The following is a 24,891-nucleotide window of genomic DNA, read 5'->3' on the forward strand; positions in this document are numbered from 1 at the left end:
GGCGTCGTAGGAGCCGTCGGGGTCCTTGCGGACGGTGTCGATGGTGGCGGTGGGGTCCTGGGCCTCGACGGCGGCGACGACCTTCTCGGCCTCGGTGCCGGTGACGGCGGTGTGCTGGTCCGCCCCGCCCGGACCGCCGTGACCACCCGGGCCGCCGGGGCCGCCGGTGTGCTCGGTGACGGTCTTGAGGTCGGCGCTGACGTCGTACATGACCGGGCTGCCGTCCTTGGTGCCGAGGGCGTCGTAGGAGCCGTCGGGGTCCTTGCGGACGGTGTCGATGGTGGCGGTGGGGTCCTGGGCCTCGACGGCGGCGACGACCTTCTCGGCCTCGGCGCCGGTGACGGCGGTGTGCTGGTCCGCCCCGCCCGGGCCGCCCGGACCGCGGTCGCCGGCGGACCCGGACGCGCTCGCGGACGAGGAGGGGGAGGGGGTGGCGGACGAGTCGTCCGCCGCGGCGGCGATGGCCGCGCCGGTCACGGCGAAGGCTCCGACGGCCGCGAGGGAGGCGGCGGCCACGCCGAGGGTCTTGCGTCGCATGATGACACTCCTTGGGTTCGTCCGAACGGCCGGAGGGCCGCTCGTCGCCCCACGGTCCGGGGCGTGCCTGTCACGGACCTGTGGCCGACGTAGCGTGGGCCTGAGCGGCTCGCGCCCCCTGTGGACCGCGCGCCGTCCCCGACGACGAGGGACCCCCGCGACAGGAGCGAGCCATGACCGGACAGCCCGAGCCCGAGGTGCGGACCGCCCGCTGCGGCGACGTCGACATCGCCTACGACACCCTCGGCTCGCCGCAGGACCCGACCGTGCTCCTCGTCAACGGGCTGGGGACGCAGCTGACCGGCTGGCACCCCGACCTCTGCGCGGCCGTCGCCGCCGAGGGCTTCCACGTCGTCCGGTTCGACAACCGCGACGTCGGGCTCTCGACCCACCTGCACGAGGCCGGCAGGCCCGACCTCTCACCGCTGGCGCAGGGCGGGACGGTGACGGACGCGCCGTACACGCTCGCCGACATGGCCGCCGACACCGCGGGCCTCGTCGACGCCCTCGGGGTCGAGCGGGTGCACCTGGTCGGGGTCTCGCTCGGCGGCATGGTCGCCCAGGAGACCGCCCTCGCCCATCCCGAGCGGGTGGCCAGCCTGACCTCGGTCATGTCCACCCCGGGCGGGGGCGTCGGGCGGGGCACACCGGAGGCGCTCGCCGTCCTCACCCTGCCGCCGGTCCCGGACGAGGCGGCGGCCGGCGAGCGCGGGGTGGCCGTCGCACGGGTCATCGGCTCGCCGGCCTACCCCGCCGACGAGGCGGAGGTCGCGCAGCGCTCCCGTGCGGCGTACCGCCGGGCGAACGACCCGGTCGGGGTCGCCCGGCAGTACGCCGCCGTCCTCGCGTCCGGCGACCGCACCGAGCGGCTGCGCGGCCTCGCGGTGCCCACCCTCGTGGTCCACGGCGAGGCCGACCCGCTGATCCGGGTCGAGGCCGGCCGGGCCACGGCCGACGCCGTGCCCGGGGCGCGCCTCGTCACTCTCCCCGGCATGGGCCACGACCTGCCCCGCGAGCTGTGGCCCCGGCTCGTCGCCGAGATCGCGGCCCACGCCCGCGCGGCGCAGGAGCGGACCGGCTGAGCCCGGCCCCGGCCCCGCCCCACAGCCGCGGGGGCGGACGGCGACGACGCGGCCGCCGACGCCCGGCGAGGTGGGGGGCATGACCGGGCCCCCGAGGGGGTACAGGGAGGGCCACACCACGGCAGGAGCGACGATGACCAGCACGACCCTCGGGGGCGGCAGCGGACCCATGTCCGCGGCAGGGCCCACGACCGGCCCTCGGTGACGGCAGGACCGCCGGCCACCCGTTCCCCGCGCACGACCCACCCGGTCGTCCCCGTCGCCGGGGAGGCCGCGTGCACGTCGTGATCCTCGCCGCGTCCCGGCACCCGGTCGCCGAGCCCTTCGCCGGCGGCCTGGAGTCGCTGACCTGGCACCTCGTGCGTGGCCTGCGCGAGCACCGGGTCGACGTCACCGTCTTCGCCGGCGAGGGCACCGACCCCGGCCTCGGGGCCCGGATCCTGCGGACCAGCCCGCTGCGGCTCAGCGACGCCGCGCGGGCCGACGTGAGCATGGTCCCCGAGCCCTGGCTGCGCGAGCACCACGCCTACCTCCAGGTGATGCTCGAGCTCCAGCGCCGCGAGGACGTCGACGTGGTCCACAACAACAGCCTCCACCACCTGCCCGTCGCCATGGCCGGGTCGGTCCCCGCCGCCGTCGTCACGACGCTGCACACCCCGCCGACGCCCTGGCTGGAGCCCGCCATCGCCATCGCCGAGGCCTCGCCCGGCCGGTCCTCACGGCACGTCGCCGTCAGCGAGCACACCGCCGAGACCTGGCGGCACGTCGCGCCCGTGCAGGTCGTGCGCAACGGCATCGACGTCGAGCGCTGGACCCCGGGACTCGGGGGTCCGGACCTCGCCTGGGGCGGACGGCTCGTCCCCGAGAAGGCGCCGCACGTCGCCATCGCCATGGCGCGGGCCGCCGGGCGGCGCCTGCGCCTCGCCGGACCGGTCGGCGACCCGGTGTACTTCGACCGGTTCGTCCGGCCCCAGCTCGGTGACGACGTCGAGTACGTCGGCCACCTCGACACCGCCGGCCTGGCCGCGCTGTTCGGCTCCAGCGCCACGACCCTCGTGACGCCGGAGTGGGACGAGCCGTACGGGCTCGTCGCCGCGGAGTCCCTCGCCTGCGGGACCCCCGTCGTCGCCCTGGCCCGCGGCGGCCTGCCCGAGGTGATCGACGCCACCTCCGGCGTGCTCCTCGACCCGCACGCCCCCGACCTGCTGGACCGCGCGGCCGACGCCGTCGCCGCCGCCCGGCGCCTCGACCGCCGCGCGTGCCGCGAGCGGGCGGTGCGCGAGTGCTCGGTGACCCGGATGGTGCGCGAGTACCTCGACCACTACGAGACCCTGAGCGCGGGGCTCGTCGCGTGATCGGGTGGTACGTCCACCACCAGGGGCGCGGGCACGCGACCCGGGCCGCCGCCGTCGCCGCGCACCTGCGCCACCCCGTGACCGGCCTCGGGTCCGGTCCGCCGCCCGAGGGCTGGACGGGGCACTGGGTCGACCTCGAGCCCGACGACCTCGACCCCGCCCCGGCCGACGCCACCGCCCGCGGGGTGCTGCACCACGTCCCCCGGCGCGACGCCGGCCTCGCCGCCCGCTCGGCCCGGGTCGCCGCGTGGGCCGCCGCCGAACGGCCGGCCCTGCTCGTCGTCGACGTCTCGGTCGAGGTGACGCTGCTCGCGCGCCTGTGCGGCGTGCCCGTCGTCGTCGCCGTCCTGCCCGGCGACCGGTCCGACCCGGTGCACGCCCTGGCCCACGACGTCGCCGAGGCCCTGCTCGCCCCCTGGCCCGCCGGCACCCACGAGGTCGCCTGGCCGTCCGAATGGGCCGGCAAGGTCTGGACCGTCGGGGCGATGAGCCGCTTCGACGGCCGTCCCGTCCGCCCGCCCGCGCGCCGCGACGCCCCGCGCGTCCTCCTGCTCTGGGGCGCCGGCGGCCGGTCGACCACGGACGGGCAGGTGGCCGCCGCGCGGGCCGCGACCCCCGGCTGGGAGTGGACCGAGTGCAGCGACACCGGCCCCGAGGAGCTGTGGGAGTCCCTGCTCGACGCCGACGTCGTCGTCACCCACGGCGGGCAGAACGCCGTCGCCGAGGTCGCGGCCGCCCGGCGTCCGGCGGTCGTCGTCGCCCAGCCGCGGCCCTTCGACGAGCAGGCGTGGACCGCCCGGTGCGTCGACGCCCTGGGCCTCGCCGTCGGCCTGGCGGAGTGGCCGGACGCCGACGCCTGGCCGGCGCTGCTGGAGCGCGCCCGGACCCTCGGCGGTGCCGGCTGGGAGCGGTGGAGCCCCGGCGACGCCGCGGCCGACGCGGCCCGGCGGCTCGACGCCATCGCCGACGACCTGGCCGACGAGCCGACCGACCACCCCACCGGGCGGACGGCCGCCCCGCGGCCCGACCGGGTGCCGTTGTGACCCCCCGGGTCGCCGTCGTGACGCCGGTGCACGGGCGGCACCGGCACCTCACCGGGCAGCGCTGGGGCCTGGCCCGCCAGACCCACGCCCCCGACGCGCACGTCGTCGTCGCCATGGGCGACCCCGACGTGACGGGCGTCCTCGCCGAGGCGCCGGACGGCCCGCCCGCCCACGTCGTCGACGTCGACCTCGTCGACGGCCGGCTGCCGCTGGCCGCCGCGCGCAACGCCGGCGTCCGTGAGGCCGCGCACCGGGGCGCCGAGGTCGTCGTCCTCCTCGACGTCGACTGCGTCCCGGCCCCCGACCTCGTCGCTGACTACCTCGCCGCGCTGGCGTCCGCCGCGGCGGAGGGTGACCCGCCGGTCTTCGCCTGCGGGGTGGTGCGCTACCTCGACGCCGCGACGACCGCGGCCGGCCCGGTCTGGGTCGACGACTCGGCGCTGGAGGCGGGCTCGACCCCGCACGCCGCCCGGCCCGCGCCGCCCGCCGGTGCGGTCGAGCGCGGCGGCGACGCCCGGCTGTTCTGGTCGCTGTCGTTCGCGGCGACGGTTACCGACTTCGAGCGGGTCGGCGGCTTCGACGAGGGCTACGTCGGCTACGGCGCCGAGGACACCGACGTCGGCCAGCGGCTCGAGGCGGCCGGTGGCAGCATCCTCTGGCTCGGCGGCGCCACCGCCTACCACCAGCACCACGGCGACGGCGGCCTGCCCGTGCAGCACGTCCACGACATCGTCGCCAACGGCGGCCGCTTCGCCCGGCGCTGGGGCTGGTGGCCGATGGGCGGCTGGCTCGACGGGTTCGAGGACCTCGGGCTGGTCCGGCGCGACGGCGCGGGCGGCTGGGTCGCCACCGGCCCGGCCCGGCGGACGGCGGGGTCGCGGTGAGCACCGTGTGGCGGGCCGCCGAGTGGGCCGAGCCGGACCCGCCCGCCGTCCCGGCGGGCCTGGGCCCCGCGCTCGACCTGGGCCGCCGGCTGGCGCCCGTCGCCCGGGACCTGCCCGCGGACCCGTGGCGCTACCTCGCGACGCTGGCCACGCTGGGGGCGGGCGACCTCGGCACCGCCCGGACGGTCGAGCCGCACCTGGACGCCGTCGCCGTCCTCGAGCAGGCCGGGCGCCCCGACCTGACGCCCCTCGGCGTCGACGAGGACAGCACATTCGGCGTCTACGCCGCCCGCGCCCCCGGCGCCGTCCTGCGGGCCACGCGCTCGAGCGGCACCGACGACACCGGCTGGCGGGTCTCCGGGCGCAAGGCCTGGTGCTCGCTGGCGCCGAGCCTCAGCCACGCCCTCGTCACCGTCGACGAGGGCGAACGGCCCGGGCTGTACGCAGTGCCGCTGCGCCACGGCGGCGTCGCGCACGAGGCGGGGGACTGGGTCGCCCGCGGCCTGACCGCCGTCACCACCGGCGCGGTCGTCCTGGACGACGTGCCCGCCGTCCCGGTGGGGGAGCCCGGCTGGTACCTCGCGCGGCCCGGCTTCGCCTGGGGCGGCATCGGCGTCGCCGCGGTCTGGTTCGGCGGGGCCGCCGCGCTCGGCGGCCGGCTCGTGGACGCCGCCGGCCGCCGCCCCCCGGACCAGGTCGCGCTCCTCCACCTCGGCACCGCCGACCGCGGGCTGCACACCGCCCTGCTCGCCCTCCGGGACGCCGCCCGCGCCATCGGGGACGGGTCGGCCGACGGCCCGGCGGGGTCCCTGCTCGCCGCCCGGGTGCGGGCCGTCGTCGCGGGCGTCGCCGAGGAGGTGCTCACCGTCGTCGGGCACGGCCTCGGCCCCGCGCCGCTCACCCACGACGACGAGCACGCCGGCCGGGTCGCCGACCTCACCGTCTACCTCCGCCAGCACCACGCCGAGCGCGACCTCGCCGCCCTCGGGTCGCTCGTGCTGGGGGACGACGACCGATGACGGCCCGCGTCCAGCCGCTCTTCCACCACAGCGACCCCGGCACCCCGGAGCCGGCCTGGCTGCTGGACCCGCGCTGGGCGGACGTCCCGCTCGTCGACGTCCCCGGGCTCGCGGACCGCTACGACGACGTGCTCGTCCTCGCCGCCCACCCCGACGACGAGTCGCTGGCCGTCGGCGGTCTCGTCGCCGCGGCGGCCCGGGCCGGCCTGCCCGTCCGGGTCCTCGTCGCGACCCGCGGCGAGGGCTCGCACCCGCACGCGACGGCCTGGACCCCGAGGCTGCTGGCCCAGGTCCGCCGGGCCGAGGCCACGCTGGCCGTCGGCCGGCTCGCCCCCGGGGCGCCGGTCGACCAGTTGGAGCTGCCGGACGGCGGGCTCGAGGCGGCCGAGGACGTCCTCGTGGCCGAGGTGGCCGGCCGCCGCGGCCCGCGCACCCTCGTCCTCGCCCCGTGGACCGGCGACGGCCACCCCGACCACGACGCCCTCGGCCGGGCGGCCGCCCGGGCGGTCGGCGACGGGTCGGGCCTCGCGCACTACCCGCTCTGGCTGTGGCACTGGGGCTCGCCGGACGAGCTGGACTGGTCCCGGGCCCACGTCGTCGAGCTCACGCCGGCCGACCTCGACGCCAAGGCCGGCGCCCTGGAGGCCTACCCCTCGCAGACCCGCCCGCTCGGCCCCGGCTCCGGGGACGAGGCCGTCCTCACCCCGCCCGTGCTGCGCCGGGCCGCCCGCGTCGTCGAGCTGCTCCTGGCCGCCGACGGCGTGCTGCCCGTGCGGCCCGCCCGCGCCGACGACACCGTGGCCGAGCCGTTCGACGCCATGTACGACGACGGCCCCGACCCGTGGGGCTTCCGCGGCTCGTTCTACGAGTCCCGCAAGCGCGACCTCACCGCGGCGCTGCTCGGCCGGGAGCGCTACCGCCGGGTCCTCGAGATCGGCTGCGCGGACGGCCTGCTCACCCGCCGGCTGGCCGGCCGCGCCGACGAGGTCGTCGCCGTCGACGTCAGCGCCCGGGCCCTGGAGCAGGCCCGCCGGGACGCGCCGGCCCACGTCGCCTGGGTCCGGGGCCGGGCGCCCGGGGCCGTGCCCGACGGCCCGTTCGACCTCGTCGTGGTGTCCGAGGTCGGCTACTTCCTCACCCCGGTGGAGCTGCTCGCGACCCTGCGCCGGGTGCACGCCGCCCTGGCGCCGGAGGGCGAGGTCGTGCTCGTCCACTGGCGGCACTCCACGGACGAGGTGCCGCTCGACGGGCCCACCGTGCACGCCCAGGCCGGCGCCGTCCTCGCCGACCTCGGCCACCGGGTGCGGCACGCCGACGCCGACGTGCTCGCCGACGTCTGGGGCGGGCCGGGGTCGGTGGCGGCCGCCGAGGGGCGCCGGTGAGCGCCGTCCGCCACGTCCTCGTCGTCGTGCCCGCGCGCGACGAGGAGCAGGTGCTCGGGCCGTGCCTGCGCAGCCTCGAGGTCGCCGCCGCGCGGCTGCGCCGGGCCCGGCCGGACGTCGCGGTCGACGTCGTCGTCGTCCTCGACGGGTGCGTCGACGGCTCGGCGGCCGTGACCGCGCGGTACCCGGTGACCGCGTTCCCCGTCCTCGCCGGGACGGTGGGGGCCGCGCGCCGGCTGGGGGTCCGCGGCGGTCTCGCCCTGCGCCCGGCCGACATCCCCAACGAGGCCGTCTGGATCGCGAGCACGGACGCCGACTGCGAGGTCCCGCCGCACTGGCTGACCGAGCAGGTCGCGCTGGCCGAGGGCGGCGCCGACCTCGTGGTCGGCACCGTCGTCCCGGCCGGTGACCTCGACCCCGTCCGGCTCGCGGAGTGGCACTCCCGGCACGACCTGCGCGACGGCCACCCCTACGTGCACGGTGCCAACCTCGGGGTCCGGCTCACGGCCTACGCGGCGGCCGGGGGCTTCCGGCGGCTCGTCCGCCACGAGGACGTCGGGCTCGTGAGGCGCGTCCGGGCGCTCGGTCACCCGTGGGTCGCCACCGACCGGACCCGGGTGCGGACCTCGCCGCGGCTCCAGGGGCGGGTCGAGGGCGGGTTCGCCGGCTACCTCGCCGCCCTGCCCGGGACCGACCCCGCGCCCGCCCGGCGGGCCCGGACCCGCCGCCGCTGACCTCGCACCGCCGCGGTCACCCCGACCCTGACGCCGGGTCCGTGGACGTCGGCGACGACCCGTCGACGACGCCCTCCATCGCGTCGCCGACCCACGCCTCGGTCCCCGCCACGTGGAGCAGCGCCCGGGTGCGGGCGGCCTCGGGGTCACGGTCGCGCAGCGCGAGCCAGATGCCCCGGTGCTCGGCGACCGTCCGCTCGACGGCGCCGGCCTCGGTGAGCCCACGCCAGACCCTCGCCCGCTGGGTCGGGGCGCTGAGGCCGTCGAGCACCGAGGCGAGCACGGGGTTTCCCGAAGCGGCCGCGATCCGGCGGTGGAAGGCGAGGTCCGCGGCGACGAGCTCCTCGGCACCGGTGTCCGGACCGACCGCCCGCAGGTCCCGTTCCAGGGCCGCGAGGTCGTCGTCGCCGATCCGGGCCGCCGCCAGCGCCGTCGCCGCGGGCTCGAGCATCCGGCGTACCTGCACCAGATGGCGGACCGTGTCGTCACGGTGGAGGTCGACGATGAACTCCATCGCGCCCATGAGGAGCGCCGCGTCGAGGCTCGTCACGTAGGTGCCGTCCCCGCGTCGGACGTCGAGGACCCCCACGAGGGACAGCGCCCGGACCGCCTCGCGCAGGGAGTTGCGCGAGAGCCCCAGACGGTCGGCCAGGTCGGCCTCGCGGGGCAGCCGGTCGCCGGGGCGCAGGTCACCCTGGACGATCATCGCCTTGATGCGCAGGATCGCGTCGTCGGTCACGGCCATGGCTTTCTCCCTCGGAGAGGTGGGGCGGCGGAGAAGGGTGTCACCGGTCCTGGACCGCCGGTCCCACACGGTAGGTCCGGGCGGCGGTGCGCCACCGCAGATCTTCCTGCTCGGACGGGGAGAGCCGGGCGACGAGCCCGTCGAGGACGTCCGCCGTCCCCGCGTACCCCGGCCCGGCGACCGTCACCGGCCAGTCGCTCCCGAGCATGAGGCGCTCGGGGCCGAAGAGCTCCAGCGCCACGTCGAGGACCGGCAGCAGGGCCTGTTCGCTCCACGCGAGCCCGGGTACGTACAGCCCCGAGACCTTGGCCACCGTGGTGCCCGTCCGGGCGACCGCGGCCAGCTGGCGCCGCCAGGCCGCCATGGCCTCGGGTCCGCCCGCGCGGGGCGGCTTCCCGAGGTGGTCGACGACCAGGCGCAGACCGTCGGTCCGCTGCGCGGCCCGGGCCGCGCCCGGCAGGAGCCGCGGGAATCCGTCGGGCACGTCGACCGCGAGGTCACGCCGGGCGAGGACGCGCAGCGTCTCCCGGACCGCCGCCCGGTCGAGCAGGTCCTCACGCGGGTCGTCGTGCAGGAGCTGGCGGGCCCCGCGCACCCGCGGGTCGGCGAGCGGCCCGTCCAGGGCCCCGTCCGCGAGGTCCGGACGCTCCAGGTCGACCCAGGCCACGACGCCCGCCACCCAGGAGTGGGTCCGCGCGGTCGCGAGCAGCCGCTCGTTCTCGCGTCCGTCGTCCGCGGCCTGGACGAGGAGGGCGAGGTCCACGCCGGCGGCCCGCAGCAGGGGCTCGGCGTCCGCCGCGGAGAAGGGAGCGTGCAGCGGCCCGTGCTCTGGACGCAGCCAGGGGTAGATGCCCTCGGCCGGGTCCCAGAGGTGGAGGTGGGCGTCGATCCTCATCGCGCCGGCCCGGGGTCCGGCTCGAGCTCCTCGAGTGCGGCCCAGAGGGCGGGGTCGATCGGGGCCGTCGCCCGGGCCACGCTCTGGCGGACCTGCTCCGGTGACCTCGCGCCGAGCACGACGGACGCGACCCCGGGGCCCTGCGCCGCGAAGCGGAGGGCGGCCGTGGGCAGGTCGGTACCGTACCGGTGGCAGACCTCCGCCACCCGGCGGGCCCGCCGCACGACGTCGGGACCGGCGGTCCGGTAGCCGTAGGTCCCGGCGACCTCGTCCGAGGCCAGCAGGCCGCTCGCGTACACGGACGCGACCGCCACCCGCACCCCGGCGCGGGAGCACCGGACCAGCTCACCTCGCGCGCTCCGGTCGAGCACCGTGTAGCGCCCCGCGACCATGACCTCGCCGACGCGGTCGTCCGCCGCTGCCGCGGCCATCTGGGCGACGGACTTGGTCCCGACGCCCAGCACGCCGACGGTCCCGGCCGCGTGCAGCGGAGCGAGCGCCGACAGCCCGGAGTGCAGCGCCCCGGGCGGGTCGGGCGACTCGTCCGGGTCGTGCAGGTACACCGCGTCCAGCCGGTCGGTCCCGAGCCGCTCCAGCGACTGCTCGACCGAGGCACGCACGCCCGCGTCCGAGAAGTCCCACCGGCGGGTGAGGGTGGAGGTGACGGCGAAGATGTCCGTGTCGGGGACCGCCCGCCCGTCGGGGCGCGGCACCAGCAGCCGGCCGACCTTCGTCGACACCCGGGCCCTCTCGCGCCCGACCGTGCCGAGGAACGCGCCGAGCCGCTGCTCCGCCAGCCCCAGGCCGTAGTGCGGCGCGGTGTCGAAGGAGCGGATGCCGCACTCCCAGGCGGCGTCGAGGACGGCCCGGGCCTGCGCGTCGGGCATCACCCGGAACAGGTTGCCCATCTCGGCGGTCCCCAGGGTGATGGACCCGACCTCGAGGGTCACCGCGGTGTCCCCACCTCGTACGCCGCGATCGACGGCGCGAGCATCTCGGTGCCCGCCCCCGGACCGGACGGCGCGAGGTACCGGCCGCCGCGGACGACGACCGGCTCGGCGAAGTGCTCGTGGAGGTGGTCCACGTACTCGATCATCCGCCCCTCCAGCGTGCCGCTGACGGCGACGACGTCGAACATCGACAGGTGCTGGACCGCCTCGCACAGGCCGACGCCCCCGGCGTGCGGGCAGACCCGGACGCCGAACCGCGCGGCGAGGAGGAGCATGGCGATGTTCTCGTTGACGCCGGCCACCCGGGTGGCGTCGATCTGGAGAACCTGGACAGCGTCCGCCTGGAGGAACTGCTTGGCCATGACCCGCCCGCCCATGTGCTCGCCGCTGGCGACCGGGATCGGCGCGACCTCCCGGGCGATACGGGCGTGGCCGAGGACGTCGTCGGGGCTGGTCGGCTCCTCGACCCACGCCAGCGTGGGGTCCTCCAGGGCCCGGACCCACTCGACGGCCTCGTCGACGCCCCACCGCTGGTTGGCGTCGACGGCGATGGCCACCCCGTCCCCGACGGCCCGCCGGGCGATGGCCAGGCGCCGACGGTCGTCCGCGAGGTCGCTGCCGACCTTGAGCTTGATCTGCCGGAACCCCTCCGCGGCCGCCTCCGCCGCCAGCCGCTCGAGCTTGGCGTCGTCGTAGCCGAGCCAGCCCGGGGTCGTCGTGTAGGCCGGGTACCCCTCGCGCAGCAGCGTCGCCGTGCGCTCCTCGCGACCGGGGAGCGCCGTCCGGAGGATGTCGAGGGCGTCCTGCGGGGTGAGGGCGTCGGTCAGGTAGCGGAAGTCGACCAGGTCGACGAGCTCTTCCGGCGACAACGACGAGAGCAGAAGCCACAGCGGCAACCCCGCACGTTTGGCCCGCAGGTCCCACAGGGCGGTCACGACCGCCCCGATCGCCATGTGCATCACCCCCTTCTCGGGTCCCAGCCAGCGCAGCTGGGAGTCGTGGACCAGCCGCCGCCAGGTCTCCCCCAGGTCGCCGAGCACGGACTCGACCTCCCGTCCCACGAGCATCCCCTCGAGGAGGCGGACGGCTGCCACCTGCACGTCGTTGCCGCGGCCGATCGTGAAGACGAAGCCGTGGCCGTCGGGCCCGTCGTCGTCGGTGACGATGCGCAGGTAGGCGGCCGAGTAGTCCGGGTCCGGGTTCATCGCGTCCGAGCCGTCGAGCAGGGTGGAGGTGGGGAACCGCACGTCGTGGGTGCGGAAGGCGGTGATCGTGCTCATGGGCTCCGTCCAGGGCGGTCGGTCCGATCAGACATCGGATCTCTCGTCGGTCGAGTCTAGACTCTGCCGCAACAGAACCAACAGAGACCCGATGTCTGGGAGGACCGGATGAGACTGGCACGACGCGGAGACCCGGGGCAGGAGATCCCGGTCGTCGAGCGACCGGGCGGCTGGGCGGACGCGCGCGGGCTGACGCGCGACTTCGACGGCCCGTTCTTCGAGTCCGGAGGTCTCGACCGGGTGCGCGCGGATCTCGAGGACCTGCCCCTCCTCGAGATCCCGCCGGACACCCGGTGGGGCGCCCCGGTGGCCAGGCCTCCGGCGGTGGTCTGCATCGGGATGAACTACGCGGCGCACGCCGCCGAGTCCGGAGCCGCGCCGCCGGAGCGCCCGGTCGTCTTCCTCAAGCACCCGAACACGGTCGTCGGCCCCGGCGACGACGTCGTCCTGCCCCCGGGGAGCACGCGCACCGACTGGGAGGTCGAGCTCGGTGTCGTCGTCGGACGCCGGTGCAGCTCGCTCTCCTCGCCCGAGGAGGCGCTCACCCACGTGGCCGGGTACTGCACGGTCAACGACGTCTCCGAGCGCGAGCTCCAGCTCGAGCTCTCCGGGGGCCAGTGGAGCAAGGGCAAGTGCTGCCCCACGTTCACCCCGACCGGGCCCTTCCTCGTCACCCCGGACGACGTGCCCGCGGACCCCCGCCTGCGCAGCTGGGTCAACGGTGAGCCACGCCAGGACTCCGCGACGGGAGACATGGTCTTCTCCGTCGGTGAGCTGCTGCACGACCTCAGCCGGTACCTGACGCTCGAGCCGGGGGACCTCGTGCTCACCGGCACCCCCGAGGGGGTCGCGCTCTCCGGTCGGTTCCCGTACCTGCGGGTCGGCGACGTGGTCGAGGTGGAGGTCGAGGGACTCGGCCGGGCCCGGCAGGCACTCGTGGCGCGGGCCCCCGCGTCGGCGGTGCGGGAGGAGGAGGCGCGATGAGCCGGTTCGACGGGCTCGTCGCGGTCGTGACCGGGGGTGCCTCCGGCATCGGTGCGGCCGTCGTCCACGTGCTGCGCGCCGAGGGCTGCGAGGTCGCCGTTCTCGACCGCGACGTGTCGGGGGTCGACGGCGGGCCGGGCGTGCTGCCGGTCACGTGCGACGTCACGGACGAGGAGTCGGTGGTGCGCGGCGTCGAGACCGCCGTCGTGGCGTACGGCGGCGTGGACGTCGTCGTCAACTGCGCCGGCGTCGGCGCCGCCGGGACCGTGGCCGACAACGCCGACGACGAGTGGCGCCGTGTCTGGGAGGTCAACGTGCTCGGCACGGCCCGGGTCACCCGGACCTGTCTGCCGTACCTGCGCCGCTCCCGGGCCGCGTCCGTGGTGAACGTCGGCTCCGTCGCCGGGACCCAGGGACTGCCCCAGCGGGCGCTCTACAGTGCGACCAAGGGAGCGGTGCACGCCCTGACCCGGGCGATGGCCGCCGACCACCTGCGCGAGGGCATCCGCGTCAACACCGTCGCGCCGGGCACGGCCGACACCCCCTGGGTGGGACGGCTGCTGGCGGCCGCCGACGACCCCGCTGCCGAGCGCGCGGCGCTCGAGGCGCGCCAGCCGCACGGTCGGCTCGTCTCGGCCGACGAGGTGGCCCAGGCCGTCGCCTACCTCGCCTCGCCGGGCGCGGGGTCGACCACCGGCGTCACCCTGGCCGTCGACGGGGGCATGGACCACGTGGTGCTCCGGCCACCGGCGTCCTGAGCGACGCGGGCCGTGCGTCCCCGCCCGGGGAGCGCCGCGGACGCACGGAGGGCGTCGCCGCCGGACGGACCCGGCGGCGACGCCCTCACGGTCGCCTCAGGAGACGGGGACCAGCGTCCAGAGCTGCTCGGTGAGGCCCCGGTCCGGCCACTGGACGACAGCGGCGCCGTCGGAGGTCGAGCCCTGGCTCACCGTGAGCAGCTTGCCGCTCTGGCGGTTGACCAGCTTGTAGCTGCTGCCCGAGGGCACCAGCTGCCAGTCCTGGTCGTCGCCGTTGTTCTCGACCCATTGGATCGCGGGTGCGCCGTCGGCCGTCGACCCGGCCTCGATGCTCACCGCGCGACCGCTGTTCCGGTTGAGGATCGCGCGGTACCCGCCGCCGACGTCGGAGACGTGCCACTGCTGGTTCGCCGCGCCGGTGTTCGTCCACTGGATGACCGAGCCACCGTCCTGGAGGCTCGCCTGGCTCGCGTCGAGCACCTTGGCGCTCTTGACGTTGACGAGCGTGTAGTACGGGCCGGTCGAGTACCCGAGGTCCACGTCACCGGCCCGCACGACGTTCGTCGTGCTGCTCCAGAAGCCGTCGACGGACAGGACGAGCATCCGCCCGGTCCCCCGCACGTACTGCATCATCCGGCTGTACCCCACCGGCATGTTCGTGCCCACCTTCGTCCAGGGCCCGGTGCCGTTGCCGGTGTTGATGCGGATGTCACCGGAGTCGTAGGAGTTGTAGGCCAGCCGGCCGTTGGGGAGGGTCGTGATGACCGGGCTGCCGCCGTAGTCGATGGTCGTCCCCACCTTCTTGGGGCTCCAGGACTCCGGGTCGGCGGAGATCTTGAAGTTGTTGGGGACGCCGGGTGCGCCGACCACCTCGAAGGTCATGATGTACTGCCCGTTCGCCATCCTCGTGACGACCGGCATACCCGGGCGCAGACGCGAGTCGGCCAGCGCCACGTCCTCGACCACCGGACCCCAGGACACGCCGTCGGTCGACACCTGGTGGACGAGCTTCTGGTTGTGGCGGGCCTTGTCGCGCTCGTCGCTGTAGTAGCAGATGAGCTTGCCGCCCGCGACGAGGAGGTAGGGCTCCCAGACGGGAGTGCCGTTCTCGGCCCCACCGACGGCGACCTCGCTGAGGAAGGACCAGGTGACGCCCTCGTCGGTGCTCTTGTAGATCTCGACGGCCGTCCTGGACCGGTCCGGCGGCGCCGAGATCCCCGCCAGCAGGAGGGTGCCGGCCGGCATCCCGCCGATGGGCTGCGGCAGCACGTAGAAGAACGGGTTGGTCCAGTTGCCCCATCCGCGGTGGGTGTCCGGCACCTCGGACGTCCGCGACCAGCTGCGGCCGTCGTCGGTGCTGGACCAGATGGGCCACACCTGACCGTTGTAGTCCTGGCTGTCGTCCTCGAAGCTCGCGACGATCTTGCCGCTCGGCAGCTGCGCCGACTTCACGTAGGTCACGCACGACACCCGCCGGCAGTCGCCGGGGTTCGGGGCGTAGAGGACGTTCGGCCCGAAGGCCTGCGCGGCCAGGAGCGGGCCGGCGGCGACGAGCAGGGCGGCGGTGACGACCGCGAGGACTCCGCGGCGGGGGGACCATCTCATGATGACTCCGATCTGTCGGGTTCGGGGGTCGGGACGGCTCGGTCAGGGAGTGACGTCCAGACGCCACTCCTGGGAGCCGTCGTTCGTCGCGGGCTGGAGCGACAGGCCGGTGCTCTTGCGGGTCGCCGTCAGGTAGAGGTTCGGGTCGCCGGTGGAGCGGAGCTTCACGTAGCCGGTGCCGAGGTCGACCACCGTCCACTGGCCGGTGACGGTGTCGTCGACCCAGGAGCCGATCGACGCCCCGCCGTAGGCGTTGCCGCCCCAGATCGACGCCGCGCGACCGCCGGACCGGTTGAGCAGGGTGGTCCCGCCGCCCGGCTTCGTCGTGAGGTGCCACTGCTGCGTGGCGGCCGGGGCGGACCCGGCTCCCTCGACGCGCACGTCGGGCCGGTCACCGGCGCCGATGTTCGCGTCCGTGACGTTGCCGCCGGTCCCGACGACCTGGTTGTGGCGCCGGTTCGTGATGCGGTAGTACGTGCCGGCCGACCGACCGAGGTCGACGTCCGCGTGCCGGATGACCGGCTGGGTGGACGCACCGCCCCAGGTGGCCTGGAGGACCTCGACGCGACCGGTGGCCGTGACGTACTGGAGGTTGCGGCTGTAGCCGGAACCGAGCGTCGTCTGGTACTCGGTCCACGCCCCGGTGCTGCTGCCGTCGTTCATCCACACGCTGCCACTGTTCGAGGCGTTGTAGATCAGTCGTCCGTCGGGCAGGGACTGGAGCACGGGCGAGCCACCGCCGCCCATCGCGCCGGACCCGCGCGTCGTCGCGAAGCCCGAGTTGGGCTCACCGTTGGGGTCGCCGTCGGCGAAGAAGCGCGTGGGGTCCGCGGCGACCTTGTGGCGGGTCGAGGAGCCGCCGCCGAAGTACTCGAAGGTCATCATCCACCGGCCGTCGGTGGTCGGCGCGACGGTCGTCATGCCGGGCCGGCCGCCCCCGATGCGCGGCGCGCCGTTGTCGGTGAACGGGTCACCCGCGACGTCGACGACGGGCGCGCTCCACGACGGGCTCGTCCCGTCCCAGGTGCGGTGCACGAGGATCTGGGCCCCGCTGTCGTGGCCGGTGTCGTTGTCGGCCGCCAGGGTGGGGACGCCGGTGGTGGTGTCGTAGCCGCTGTAGTCGTTCTCGTCGGAGTAGTAGGCGACGAGCTTGCCGCCGTGGACGAGCAGATGCGGCTCCCACAAGGGGTCGATCTGCCCGCTGACGTTGGCCCGGGAGATTGCCGACCCGATGTTCCCCGCACTGCCGCCCTGCCAGCCGCCGACCGCGACCATGTTGACGAAGGACCAGGACGCCCCGGAGTCGTTGCTCCTGAACAGGGCGATGCTCACGTTGCGGCGGTCGCCGTCGTTGGTCGGCTCCCAGCTCGGGTTCTGCGCCTTCTGCTCCCGGTAGTACTCGTCCTCGCCGGAGACGACGCTGGCCAGCACCAGGGTTCCCTTGGTGAGGCTGCCGACGGTCTCGGGCATGACGTAGAGGTACGGGTTGGTCCAGTTGCTCGAGAACTTCGCGACCGCCGGGTCGGAGCTGAGCTGCGAGGGTGGGCGGACCTGGGACAGCGGCTGCCAGCTGTCACCGTGGTCGTCGCTCTTCCACACCGGCATCGTCTGTCCGACGGCGCCCCCCGCGGTGTCGGGGGAGGGGTAGCCCACGACGGTCGACTTCTCGAACGCCGCCACCAGCCGCCCGGAGGGCAGCTCGGTGGTCTTCGGGTAGATGACGCAGTTCCCGCGGCCCTTGAGGCACGCCTCGGCGCCGTCCAGCTGGTAGAGGACCTTCGGGGTGGGGACGTAGGCCCAGGCGGCGACGACGGTGCCGCCGGCGAGGGTCGCGGCCAGGGCGGCGGCCCCGGCGGCTCGGGTCAGGCAGGTTCGGCGCATCGTGCTGTTCTCCTTCGAACGGTGGTGCTGCCAAGGGATGGTCCGGCTCCCGGCCGGCAGGGGTGGGCGGCCGGGAGCCGGTGGTCGGGTCAGCGGCCGGAGGCACCCGGCCGAGGTGCGACCCCGTTGCCGAGCAGCCACTCCTGGGAGCCGTCGGTGCGCTCCTTCTCCAGCGTCAGGAACCGGTGGTCGGCGTCGGCCGTGACGTAGAGGCTCGGGTCGCCGGCGGAGCGGAGCTGGACGTAGCCGCCGTCGGTGCGCACGACGGTCCACAGGCCCTTCTCGACGTTGTCGGCCCAGGACGCGATCCGCACGCCCTCGCTGGGGGTGTCGCCCCAGATGGCGGCGGCGCGGCCGCCCGCCCTGTTGAGGAGTGTGACGTTGCCGTCGTCCTTCGTGACCACCGACCAGTACTGCGTGTCGGGGACGTCCGTGGCGCCCGGCTTCTCGAGGCGGACGTCGGGCGTCCACGCGTTGCCGAACTGGGCGTCGGTCCAGTTCCCGCCGGTGCCGATGACCTGGCCGGTGGCGCGGTTGGTGACCTGGGTGTACCTGGCCGTGGAGTGGCCGACGTCGACGTGCCCGAAGCGGACGACGGAGTTGGCGTCGGCCCCGCCCCACCCGGCCTGCAGGAGCAGCAGGCGGCCACTCTTGCGCTCGTAGGTGATGTTCCGGCTGTAGCCGCCCGGGACGTCGGTGTGCATCTGGGTCCAGGGGTCGTCCATGTCACCGGTGGGGTTGAGCCACAGGTCGGGGTCGCCGCCGGCGTTGTAGACGATCCGGCCGTCGGGCAGCCGGACGAGGACGGGGTTGCCGCCCCAGGCGAGGCCCCGGGAGCCCGCGGCGTGCTTCAGCGGTTCCTGGACGGCGTCGTCGATGTCGCTGACCGGCAGGCCGTCGGGGTCGCCGTCGCGGAAGAACTCCAGCGGGCTGTCGGCGAGCTTGAACCGGTTGTTCGCCTGCCACCAGGGCAGACCCCAGTACTCGAAGGTCATCATCCAGCGGCCGTCGGCCGTCTGGACGACGTTGGTCATGCCGGGACGTCCGCCGCCGATGTACTGCTGCCCGCCCTGCTCGAAGGAGGACCCGGAGACGTCGAGCACCGGTGCGCTCCACCGCCCGGTGCCGTCCCACGTGCGGTGGGCGAGGATCTGGGTGTTCGGGTCCGCCGCGGTGTCGTTGACCGGGGAGGGCGTCGGTCGTCCGGTGGCCCGGTCGTAGCCGCTGTACTCGTTCTCGTCGGAGTAGTAGGCGACGAGACGGCCGCGGTAGACCATGAGATAGGGCTCCCAGACCGGGTCCAGCTGGCGGTGGGTGTTCGCGGTGGCGACGTTGCGCCCGGGCGCGCCGGCGCTGCCGCCCTGCCATCCGCCCTCGGTGACGATGTTCACGAAGCGCCAGTGGTTGCCGTTGTCGATGCTCGCGTAGAGCGCGATGGCGACGTCCTTGCGGTCACCGTCGTTGTCCGGCGTCCACGTGGGGTCGGCCTTCTTCCGCTCGAGGTAGTACTCGTCGTCGCCGGAGACGACCGAGGCCATGAGGAGCGTGTTCTTCTTGAGGTCGCCCACGGTCTCGGGCATGACGTAGAAGTACGGGTTGGTCCAGTTGCTCGTGTACTTGGCGACCGCGGGGTCGTCGGACATCTCGGCCGGGGGCTTGACGTCGGTGAGGTGCTTCCACGAGTCCCCGGTGTCGTCGCTGACGTAGATCGGGATGGTCTGGCCGACGGCCGACCCGGAGGCCTGGACGGTGGAGAGCTCGAAGCCCGCGACGAGGCGGCCGTTCGGCAGCTGCGCGGCCTTGGGGTACACGGCACAGTTGCCCCGGCCCTTGAGGCAGGGGGTGTCGCTCGGGAGGGTGTACATGACGCCGGGGGTCGGGGTGTAGGCCCGGGCGGGGGCCAGCGGGCCCGCGAGCCCGAGGGCCAGCAGTCCGGTGGTCGTGGCGACGAGCGCACGGGTGACGCGGCGTGGGGGACTGGTCGGCGACATTGCCGGCTCCTCGGGGTGCGGCCGGACATCGTGTCCGACGGGATGTGTTGTGATCGATAACAACAGTGCGCGGCGGAGCGGTGCCGCGTCAAGGGGGGCGAGAGATCCTTGCTGTCCCTTTACCGTCCCATCAGCGGTTCTTGACGATCCGGCCCGGCGTGCGGGTGCCGGTCGGCCCTGCGGTCACGGACGCCCGCACGTGCCCATGCGGACCCAACTCTGATATCGATCACAAGACAGGACGGCGCGTGATGGACGTCGGGTGATGCCCGGGTCGGGCCACGGGGGCGCAGGCCCCCGCACGGTGGTAGGGCAGGCTACGTCCATGCGCCGACGGACCCCTTCGATCCACGACGTCGCGAAGGTGGCCGGGGTGTCGGCGCAGACCGTCTCGCGCGTCCTCAACGAGCACCCCAACGTCAGTGACCGGACCCGGTCCCTCGTCACCTCGGCGATGACCGAGCTGGGGTACCGCCCCAACCACGCGGCGCGCTCGCTGCGCGGTGGGTCGCGGCTCATCGGCGTCCTGTCCTCGCGCACCTCCTTCTTCGGCCCGTCGGCGGCGTTGTACGGGGTCGAGGCCGCAGCGGCCGACGCCGGCTACGAGGTCGTCGTCGTCAACCTCGCCAGCACGTCGCCGGGCGCCGTTCGTGCTGCGTGCGAGCGGCTCCTGTCGCTCGGGGTCGCAGGGGTCGTCGCCGTCCTGCCGCTGGAGGCCGACGGCGAGTTGCTCTCGCCGCTCCTCGACGCGGTTCCCACGGTGCTCCTCCAGGGGTCCCGCGCCCCGTCGCCGCTGCCGCTCGTCGGCGTCGACAACGAGGGCGGCGCCCGCCAGGCCACCCGTCACCTGTTGGACCTCGGTCACGAGACGGTCTGGCACGTCGCCGGACCGAGGGACTGGCCCGACGCCGTCGCGCGCGAGGACGGATGGCGGTCCGCGCTGGAGGCCGCCGGTGTCGAGGCGCCGCCGACGCTCCACGGCACGTGGGACGGGGCGTCCGGGTACGAGGCCGGACGGATCCTGGCCCGGATGGAGGAGCTCACGGCGGTGTTCGCCGCCAACGACCAGATGGCCCTCGGCGTCCTCCTGGCCCTCGCGGAGAGCGGCCGCGACGTCCCGGGCGAGGTGAGCGTCGTGGGATTCGACGACATCCCGGAGGCGGCGTTCTTCCGGCCGCCGCTGACGACCGTCCGTCAGGACCTCACCGAGGTCGGGCGGCGGTGCCTCGAGACGGTGCTGACGCGGATCACCGACGCCGACGCCGCACTCCCGGCCGCCACCGTCGTGACGGCGGACCTCGTCGTCCGCGCCAGCAGCGGCCCACGGCGTGACGGCTGACGGGCACACCCGCGGCGGCCGCGGCAGGCGCACCGCGGGCTGCCGTGATGTTATCGATACCAAAATCTGTGTCGATTTTTTGGGAAGGGCTTGACAAGCACCGTCCCCGGCGACGTACGGTTCCCGATGTTATCGATCACGTCATCGTTAACATCCACTCGGAGCCCCACCCTCCGACTCTCGGAGCATCACCCACAGCAGGAAGCCGCACCGTTGCGGCGGAGAGGCGTTCAATGAAGAACACACGTGCCCAGCGCGTCCTGACCCTGGGGCTGAGCATCGCCCTGGCGGGGACCGTGGCGGCGTGCGGCAGCAGCGACAGCGGCACCAGCGACGAGGGCTCGGGCAGCACCGCCTCCGGTCCTGCGGGCTGGCGCCCCAACGACAGCCGTCCCGAGAACGAGATCCACGTCCTGGTCCTCGGTGACGCCGCGGCGTCCGCCGAGAAGGCCGCGGCCGACCGGTTCAACAAGACCTCGGACGTCAAGGTCGTCATCGACACCGGCGCCACCGCCGGAGCCGAGTACAACACCACCGTCCGCACCCAGATCGGCACGCCGAACGCGCCGGACATCTTCATGAGCTGGGGCGCGGCCGGCATCGCGCCGCTGCTCAAGGCGAAGGCCCTCCTGCCCCTGGACGACTTCATCAAGGAGGACCCCAAGCTCAAGAGCATGTTCGTCCCCTCGGTGTTCGACGAGGAGGTCGTCGACGGGAAGTCCTACGGCATCCCGATGCGCGGGGTCGCCCCCGAGTTCATGTACTACAACAAGAAGGTCCTCGACAAGGCCGGCCTCAAGCCGGCGACGACCTGGGACGAGCTCATGAGCCAGGTCCAGACCCTCAAGGGCCAGAACGTCATCCCGATCGGGCTGGCGGGTGCGGACAAGTGGCCGCAGCAGATCTGGTTCCAGTACGTCTACGCCCGCGAGATCGGCAACGACCAGGTCGCCAAGGGCCTGGCCGGGGACGCCTCGGTCTGGGAGTCCGACGGCTCGAAGAAGGCGCTCGCCGACATCAGGAGCCTCATCGACGCCGGGGCCTTCGGCCAGAACTTCGCGTCGGTCAGCTACGGCGGCGACGGCTCGGCGGCGCTGCTGCGCTCCGGGAAGTCGGCCTACGAGCTCATGGGCTCGTGGCACTACGCCACCGTCGGTGACGCCAAGGACCTCGGCTGGACCACGTTCCCCACCATCTCCGGCGGGGCCGGCCAGGAGGGCGAGATCGTCGGCAACCTCAGCAACTACTACAACGTGTCGGCCGACACTCGCTACCCGGACACCGTGCGTGACTTCCTCAAGGAGCTCTACAGCCCGGACTTCCAGAAGGCGGAGCTCGCGCTCGGCAACCTCCCGCCGACCACCGACGCCGCGCAGTTCGTCAACTCCAGCAAGAAGCTCGACGCCTCGACCAAGGACCACCTGACGTTCGTCAGTGGCCTGGTCAACGACGCCCCCACCTTCCAGCTGTCCTGGGACCAGACCGTCCCGGCCTCGCAGCAGGTGGCCTCGCAGGACGCCGCGGCCGACTTCTTCAACGGCGCCATCGACGCCGACGGGTTCATCAAGAAGATGGTCCAGATCACCTCGTCGAAGTAACCGTCGCTCGACACGCACCACCGAAAGGTCCCCCATGCACCGCCTCCGCACCACGGAGCGGGCCGGGACGAAGCGGGGCGGCCGGCCCTCGGCCGGCCGCCCCAACTTCGTCTGGTCGCTTCCCGCACTCCTGTTCTTCGCCTTCTTCTCCGTCGTGCCCCTGGCGGTGGCCATCTACCTCTCGTTCACCTCCTACCAGGGCATCCCCCTGCTCCCGCCGGAGTGGATCGGCCTGCAGAACTGGGACCGTCTCCTCACGGACGAGGGACTGCACAAGGCGATCTACGTCACCGTCGCGCTCATCGTCCTGGCGGTGGTCACCCAGGTCCCCATCTCTCTCCTCATCGGCGTCTGGGCGGCCGGCCCCCAGCGCAACCGCGCGGTCGTCGCCGCGCTCTACTTCATCCCCCTGCTCATGTCGACGGCTGCCATCACCGTGCTGTTCGCCTCGCTCGTCGACCCGAACTTCGGCATCCCGGCCACCCTGCGGGAGATCTTCAACCTGCCGGTCGACAACGTCTTCAGCAACCTGCTCGGCAACTCCACGACGGCGCTGGGCGTCATCGCCTTCATCTACCTCTGGGGCTCCTCGCCGCTGCACACCCTGATCTACCAGGCCGGGGCCCGGAACATCCCCGAGGTGCTCTACCAGGCGGCCGCCATCGACGGCGCCGGCCGGGTGCGCCAGTTCGTGAGCATCACCGTCCCCATGCTGCGCAACACGATGGTCACCTCGACGCTCATCATGGTCGTCGGCACCTTCACCTCGTTCGACATCATCCTGCTGCTCACCCGGGGCGGACCCAGCGGCGGCACCTCGAACCTGCCGTACTACATGTACGACCAGGGCATCGCCGCGCTCGACTTCGGCTACGGCAGCGCCGTCGCCACCATCCTCATCGTCATCGCCACCGCCACCTCGGCGGTCATGGTCAAGGCCACCGGCTACGACAAGATGGCCGGAACGCAGGAGGGCATCTGATGCGTCAGCGACCGAACTACCTCGCCGGCGCCTTCGCCGGGCTCTGGCTGCTCATCATCCTGCTGCCCATCTACATCATGGTGCGGGCGGCCTTCGAGAGCCGGGCGACGTACTCCGAGAACGGCCCGCTCGGCCTGCCGACCGAGTTCACGCTCGAGAACTTCCGGTACGCGTTCGACAACGGCTTCGGCCGGTACATGCTCAACACCGGAATCGTCACGCTCGGCACCGTCCTCATCGTCGTCGTCCTCGTGCCCCCGCTGGCCTTCGCCCTGGTCCGCGGCCAGAGCCGCTGGACCCGGGTCAGCTTCCAGTCGATGCTCTTCGGCCTCGCCATCCCGGCGCAGGTGGTCGTGATCCCGCTGAACTTCCTCATCACCAAGGTCGGTCTGTACGACACGCTCATCGGCGTCATCCTGCCGACCGCGGCGTTCACCATCCCGCTGACGACGTTGGTCCTGTCCTCGTCGATGCGCGAGATCGGCAACGAGCTCTACGAGGCGATGGCCCTCGACGGCGCCGGCCCGGTGCGCTCCTTCCTGCGTCTCGTGCTGCCCCTGTCCAAGGGGGGCATCGCGACCATCGTCATCTTCGCGGCGCTGCAGGCGTGGAACAACTACCTCCTGCCGCTCACCCTGACCCGCTCGGACGACCTGCGCGTGGCCACCCTCGGCCTGGGCATCTTCCGGCAGGAGTACAGCCTCAACATCCCCGGCATCATGGCCGCCATCCTCCTCACCGTCATCCCGATCCTCCTGCTCTACATCTTCGCCCGCCGGGCCCTGGTCCGCGGCCTCATGGGAGTGGGTGGCAAGTGACGACCGTCCCCCACGCTCCGGTCGAGCGCGAGAAGCCGGCCACCGTGCACGACGTGGCCGCCCTGGCCGGTGTGTCCGCGCAGACCGTCTCCCGGCTCCTCAAGGGCTTCGACGGCATCCGCCCGGAGACCCGACTCCGGGTCGAGACGGCGATCCGGGAGCTCGGGTACCGCCCGAACCGCGCCGCGCAGCTGCTGCGGACGCGCAAGTCCTACCGGCTCGGGGCCCTCGTGCACGAGATGTTCGCCTACGGCCCGGCCCGGCTGCTGCAGGGTGCGACGACGGCGGCCCGCCAGGCGGGGTACTCGCTGAGCATCGTCGGGGTCGACGGCGAGAGCGCGGCGTCGGTCGAGGCCGCCTTCGACACCTTCCAGGAGGAGCAGGTGGCGGGGATCATCGCCGTCACCCTCACCGACGACGTCCGGGCGGTCGTGCAGCACCGGTCCTCGGAGATCCCCGTCATCGTCGACCCCGCCGAGGCCGCCCTCGACGGCACGAGCCACGTCGAGCACGACGCGGCGCTCGCCGCGGGCCACCTGCTCGACCTCGGCCACCGCCGGTTCGGGCTGCTGTCCGGTCCGCTCGGCTGGCTGCCGGCCCGCCAGCGCCGCGACGGCTTCCTCGCCGCGGTGCACAGGGCCGGCGCGTCGGTCGAGGCGGTCACCGAGGGGGACTGGAGCCCGGAGTCGGGCGAGGTGGCGGCCCGGCGGTTCGCGGAGGCGGGCGTGACCGCCGTCTTCGCGGCGAACGACGCGATGGCCATCGGCTGCATGCACGGCTTCCGGCAGCTGGGCTGCCGGGTGCCGGAGGACGTCAGCGTCGTCGGCTTCGACGCGATCCCGGAGTCCGCGTACGTCGCGCCGGGGCTCACGACGATCCTGCCCGCCTACGAGGACGAGGGGAGGGCCGCCGTGGCCACGCTCATCGCCCTCATCGACGGGGCGCCCCCGCCGGTGCTGCCCGACCGCGCGGCCCGGCTCGTCCACCGGGGGTCGACCGCCCCCCTGCCGTGAGCCGTGAGCGCCGCAC

The 24,891-nt window shown here is 74.3% G+C and carries 21 protein-coding genes and 1 pseudogene; 14 read left to right on the forward strand and 8 right to left on the reverse strand.

What is annotated here, in order from left to right; all coding sequences use genetic code 11:
• A pseudogene (locus EPD83_RS00005) lies at nucleotides 1–537 on the reverse strand (hypothetical protein); the annotation flags it as partial.
• 173 nt (nucleotides 538–710) lie between these two features.
• On the opposite strand from EPD83_RS00005, the gene EPD83_RS00010 reads away from it, so the two are divergent.
• From EPD83_RS00010 to EPD83_RS00040, 7 genes are all read left to right on the forward strand, one after another.
• Entirely contained in the window at nucleotides 711–1,619 is a 909-nt protein-coding gene (locus EPD83_RS00010) for an alpha/beta fold hydrolase (protein WP_128367869.1), read from the forward strand.
• Between the two features lie 275 nt (nucleotides 1,620–1,894).
• The gene (locus tag EPD83_RS00015; protein ID WP_128367868.1) at nucleotides 1,895–2,974 is read left to right on the forward strand and encodes a glycosyltransferase; all 1,080 of its coding nucleotides are present in this window, start codon (nucleotides 1,895–1,897) and stop codon (nucleotides 2,972–2,974) included.
• Nucleotides 2,971–4,017: a glycosyltransferase gene (locus EPD83_RS00020; protein WP_165566099.1), complete on the forward strand. Its 1,047-nt coding sequence runs from the start codon at nucleotides 2,971–2,973 to the stop codon at nucleotides 4,015–4,017. The genes EPD83_RS00015 and EPD83_RS00020 overlap by 4 nt, the downstream gene beginning before the upstream one ends.
• A complete protein-coding gene (locus tag EPD83_RS00025; protein ID WP_128368610.1) occupies nucleotides 4,014–4,901 on the forward strand; it encodes a glycosyltransferase family 2 protein in 888 nt (295 codons plus the stop codon). Before EPD83_RS00020 ends, EPD83_RS00025 begins: the two co-directional genes overlap by 4 nt.
• Nucleotides 4,898–5,920 (forward strand): acyl-CoA dehydrogenase family protein, encoded by a 1,023-nt coding sequence (locus EPD83_RS00030; RefSeq protein WP_165566100.1) that lies wholly within the window; start codon nucleotides 4,898–4,900, stop codon nucleotides 5,918–5,920. Before EPD83_RS00025 ends, EPD83_RS00030 begins: the two co-directional genes overlap by 4 nt.
• The gene (locus EPD83_RS00035) at nucleotides 5,917–7,302 is read left to right on the forward strand and encodes a bifunctional PIG-L family deacetylase/class I SAM-dependent methyltransferase (protein WP_128365386.1); all 1,386 of its coding nucleotides are present in this window, start codon (nucleotides 5,917–5,919) and stop codon (nucleotides 7,300–7,302) included. The genes EPD83_RS00030 and EPD83_RS00035 overlap by 4 nt, the downstream gene beginning before the upstream one ends.
• Nucleotides 7,299–8,036 (forward strand): glycosyltransferase, encoded by a 738-nt coding sequence (locus EPD83_RS00040; protein ID WP_128365385.1) that lies wholly within the window; start codon nucleotides 7,299–7,301, stop codon nucleotides 8,034–8,036. The genes EPD83_RS00035 and EPD83_RS00040 overlap by 4 nt, the downstream gene beginning before the upstream one ends.
• A 16-nt stretch (nucleotides 8,037–8,052) precedes the next feature.
• Here EPD83_RS00040 and EPD83_RS00045 read toward each other — a convergent pair whose 3' ends face one another.
• From EPD83_RS00045 to EPD83_RS00060, 4 genes are read right to left on the reverse strand one after another with little or no spacing between them, the layout of a single operon-like run.
• Entirely contained in the window at nucleotides 8,053–8,781 is a 729-nt protein-coding gene (locus EPD83_RS00045; protein WP_128365384.1) for a FadR/GntR family transcriptional regulator, read from the reverse strand.
• A gap of 40 nt (nucleotides 8,782–8,821) precedes the next feature.
• Complete coding sequence (locus EPD83_RS00050) at nucleotides 8,822–9,676, reverse strand: amidohydrolase family protein (RefSeq protein WP_128365383.1); 855 nt, start codon at nucleotides 9,674–9,676, stop codon at nucleotides 8,822–8,824.
• The gene (locus EPD83_RS00055; protein WP_235950259.1) at nucleotides 9,673–10,626 is read right to left on the reverse strand and encodes an aldo/keto reductase; all 954 of its coding nucleotides are present in this window, start codon (nucleotides 10,624–10,626) and stop codon (nucleotides 9,673–9,675) included. Before EPD83_RS00055 ends, EPD83_RS00050 begins: the two co-directional genes overlap by 4 nt.
• Nucleotides 10,623–11,906, reverse strand: coding sequence for an enolase C-terminal domain-like protein (locus tag EPD83_RS00060; protein WP_128365382.1), 1,284 nt, complete (start codon nucleotides 11,904–11,906; stop codon nucleotides 10,623–10,625). Before EPD83_RS00060 ends, EPD83_RS00055 begins: the two co-directional genes overlap by 4 nt.
• A gap of 108 nt (nucleotides 11,907–12,014) precedes the next feature.
• Between EPD83_RS00060 and EPD83_RS00065 the strand changes: the two genes are divergently transcribed.
• Nucleotides 12,015–12,890 (forward strand): fumarylacetoacetate hydrolase family protein, encoded by an 876-nt coding sequence (locus EPD83_RS00065; protein WP_128365381.1) that lies wholly within the window; start codon nucleotides 12,015–12,017, stop codon nucleotides 12,888–12,890.
• Nucleotides 12,887–13,648: an SDR family NAD(P)-dependent oxidoreductase gene (locus EPD83_RS00070; protein WP_128365380.1), complete on the forward strand. Its 762-nt coding sequence runs from the start codon at nucleotides 12,887–12,889 to the stop codon at nucleotides 13,646–13,648. Before EPD83_RS00065 ends, EPD83_RS00070 begins: the two co-directional genes overlap by 4 nt.
• Nucleotides 13,649–13,744: 96 nt before the next feature.
• On the opposite strand, the gene EPD83_RS00075 is transcribed toward EPD83_RS00070, so the two are convergent.
• From EPD83_RS00075 to EPD83_RS00085, 3 genes are all read right to left on the reverse strand, one after another.
• Nucleotides 13,745–15,253 (reverse strand): RICIN domain-containing protein, encoded by a 1,509-nt coding sequence (locus EPD83_RS00075; RefSeq protein WP_128365379.1) that lies wholly within the window; start codon nucleotides 15,251–15,253, stop codon nucleotides 13,745–13,747.
• A gap of 42 nt (nucleotides 15,254–15,295) precedes the next feature.
• Nucleotides 15,296–17,134 (reverse strand): RICIN domain-containing protein, encoded by a 1,839-nt coding sequence (locus EPD83_RS00080; RefSeq protein ID WP_128365378.1) that lies wholly within the window; start codon nucleotides 17,132–17,134, stop codon nucleotides 15,296–15,298.
• Nucleotides 17,135–17,223: 89 nt separating this feature from the next.
• Nucleotides 17,224–19,125, reverse strand: coding sequence for an RICIN domain-containing protein (locus tag EPD83_RS00085; protein ID WP_128365377.1), 1,902 nt, complete (start codon nucleotides 19,123–19,125; stop codon nucleotides 17,224–17,226).
• Between the two features lie 325 nt (nucleotides 19,126–19,450).
• On the opposite strand from EPD83_RS00085, the gene EPD83_RS00090 reads away from it, so the two are divergent.
• The 5 genes from EPD83_RS00090 to EPD83_RS00110 all read left to right on the forward strand — a co-directional run bounded on the left by EPD83_RS00090 (nucleotide 19,451) and on the right by EPD83_RS00110 (nucleotide 24,875).
• On the forward strand, nucleotides 19,451–20,464 hold the full coding sequence (locus EPD83_RS00090; RefSeq protein WP_128365376.1) for a LacI family DNA-binding transcriptional regulator: 1,014 nt from the start codon (nucleotides 19,451–19,453) through the stop codon (nucleotides 20,462–20,464).
• 233 nt (nucleotides 20,465–20,697) lie between these two features.
• The gene (locus tag EPD83_RS00095) at nucleotides 20,698–22,062 is read left to right on the forward strand and encodes an ABC transporter substrate-binding protein (RefSeq protein ID WP_128365375.1); all 1,365 of its coding nucleotides are present in this window, start codon (nucleotides 20,698–20,700) and stop codon (nucleotides 22,060–22,062) included.
• 34 nt (nucleotides 22,063–22,096) lie between these two features.
• Nucleotides 22,097–23,044, forward strand: coding sequence for a carbohydrate ABC transporter permease (locus EPD83_RS20510; protein WP_128365374.1), 948 nt, complete (start codon nucleotides 22,097–22,099; stop codon nucleotides 23,042–23,044).
• Nucleotides 23,044–23,862 (forward strand): carbohydrate ABC transporter permease, encoded by an 819-nt coding sequence (locus EPD83_RS00105; protein WP_128365373.1) that lies wholly within the window; start codon nucleotides 23,044–23,046, stop codon nucleotides 23,860–23,862. The genes EPD83_RS20510 and EPD83_RS00105 overlap by 1 nt, the downstream gene beginning before the upstream one ends.
• The gene (locus EPD83_RS00110; RefSeq protein WP_128365372.1) at nucleotides 23,859–24,875 is read left to right on the forward strand and encodes a LacI family DNA-binding transcriptional regulator; all 1,017 of its coding nucleotides are present in this window, start codon (nucleotides 23,859–23,861) and stop codon (nucleotides 24,873–24,875) included. The genes EPD83_RS00105 and EPD83_RS00110 overlap by 4 nt, the downstream gene beginning before the upstream one ends.
• Nucleotides 24,876–24,891 lie beyond the last annotated feature (16 nt).

The organism is Phycicoccus flavus (genome assembly GCF_004025965.2).
Lineage (GTDB): Bacteria > Actinomycetota > Actinomycetes > Actinomycetales > Dermatophilaceae > Phycicoccus > Phycicoccus flavus.

What these genes read in the sequence shown, in the direction of transcription:
- EPD83_RS00080 (WP_128365378.1), bottom strand. Translation starts at nt 17,134, where the DNA reads ATGCGCCGAACCTGCCTGACCCGAGCCGCCGGGGCCGCCGCCCTGGCC.
- EPD83_RS00045 (WP_128365384.1), bottom strand. Translation starts at nt 8,781, where the DNA reads ATGGCCGTGACCGACGACGCGATCCTGCGCATCAAGGCGATGATCGTC.
- EPD83_RS00010 (WP_128367869.1), top strand. Translation starts at nt 711, where the DNA reads ATGACCGGACAGCCCGAGCCCGAGGTGCGGACCGCCCGCTGCGGCGAC.
- EPD83_RS00075 (WP_128365379.1), bottom strand. Translation starts at nt 15,253, where the DNA reads ATGAGATGGTCCCCCCGCCGCGGAGTCCTCGCGGTCGTCACCGCCGCC.
- EPD83_RS00090 (WP_128365376.1), top strand. Translation starts at nt 19,451, where the DNA reads ATGCGCCGACGGACCCCTTCGATCCACGACGTCGCGAAGGTGGCCGGG.
- EPD83_RS00105 (WP_128365373.1), top strand. Translation starts at nt 23,044, where the DNA reads ATGCGTCAGCGACCGAACTACCTCGCCGGCGCCTTCGCCGGGCTCTGG.
- EPD83_RS00085 (WP_128365377.1), bottom strand. Translation starts at nt 19,125, where the DNA reads ATGTCGCCGACCAGTCCCCCACGCCGCGTCACCCGTGCGCTCGTCGCC.
- EPD83_RS00095 (WP_128365375.1), top strand. Translation starts at nt 20,698, where the DNA reads ATGAAGAACACACGTGCCCAGCGCGTCCTGACCCTGGGGCTGAGCATC.
- EPD83_RS00060 (WP_128365382.1), bottom strand. Translation starts at nt 11,906, where the DNA reads ATGAGCACGATCACCGCCTTCCGCACCCACGACGTGCGGTTCCCCACC.
- EPD83_RS00065 (WP_128365381.1), top strand. Translation starts at nt 12,015, where the DNA reads ATGAGACTGGCACGACGCGGAGACCCGGGGCAGGAGATCCCGGTCGTC.
- EPD83_RS00050 (WP_128365383.1), bottom strand. Translation starts at nt 9,676, where the DNA reads ATGAGGATCGACGCCCACCTCCACCTCTGGGACCCGGCCGAGGGCATC.
- EPD83_RS00035 (WP_128365386.1), top strand. Translation starts at nt 5,917, where the DNA reads ATGACGGCCCGCGTCCAGCCGCTCTTCCACCACAGCGACCCCGGCACC.
- EPD83_RS20510 (WP_128365374.1), top strand. Translation starts at nt 22,097, where the DNA reads ATGCACCGCCTCCGCACCACGGAGCGGGCCGGGACGAAGCGGGGCGGC.
- EPD83_RS00070 (WP_128365380.1), top strand. Translation starts at nt 12,887, where the DNA reads ATGAGCCGGTTCGACGGGCTCGTCGCGGTCGTGACCGGGGGTGCCTCC.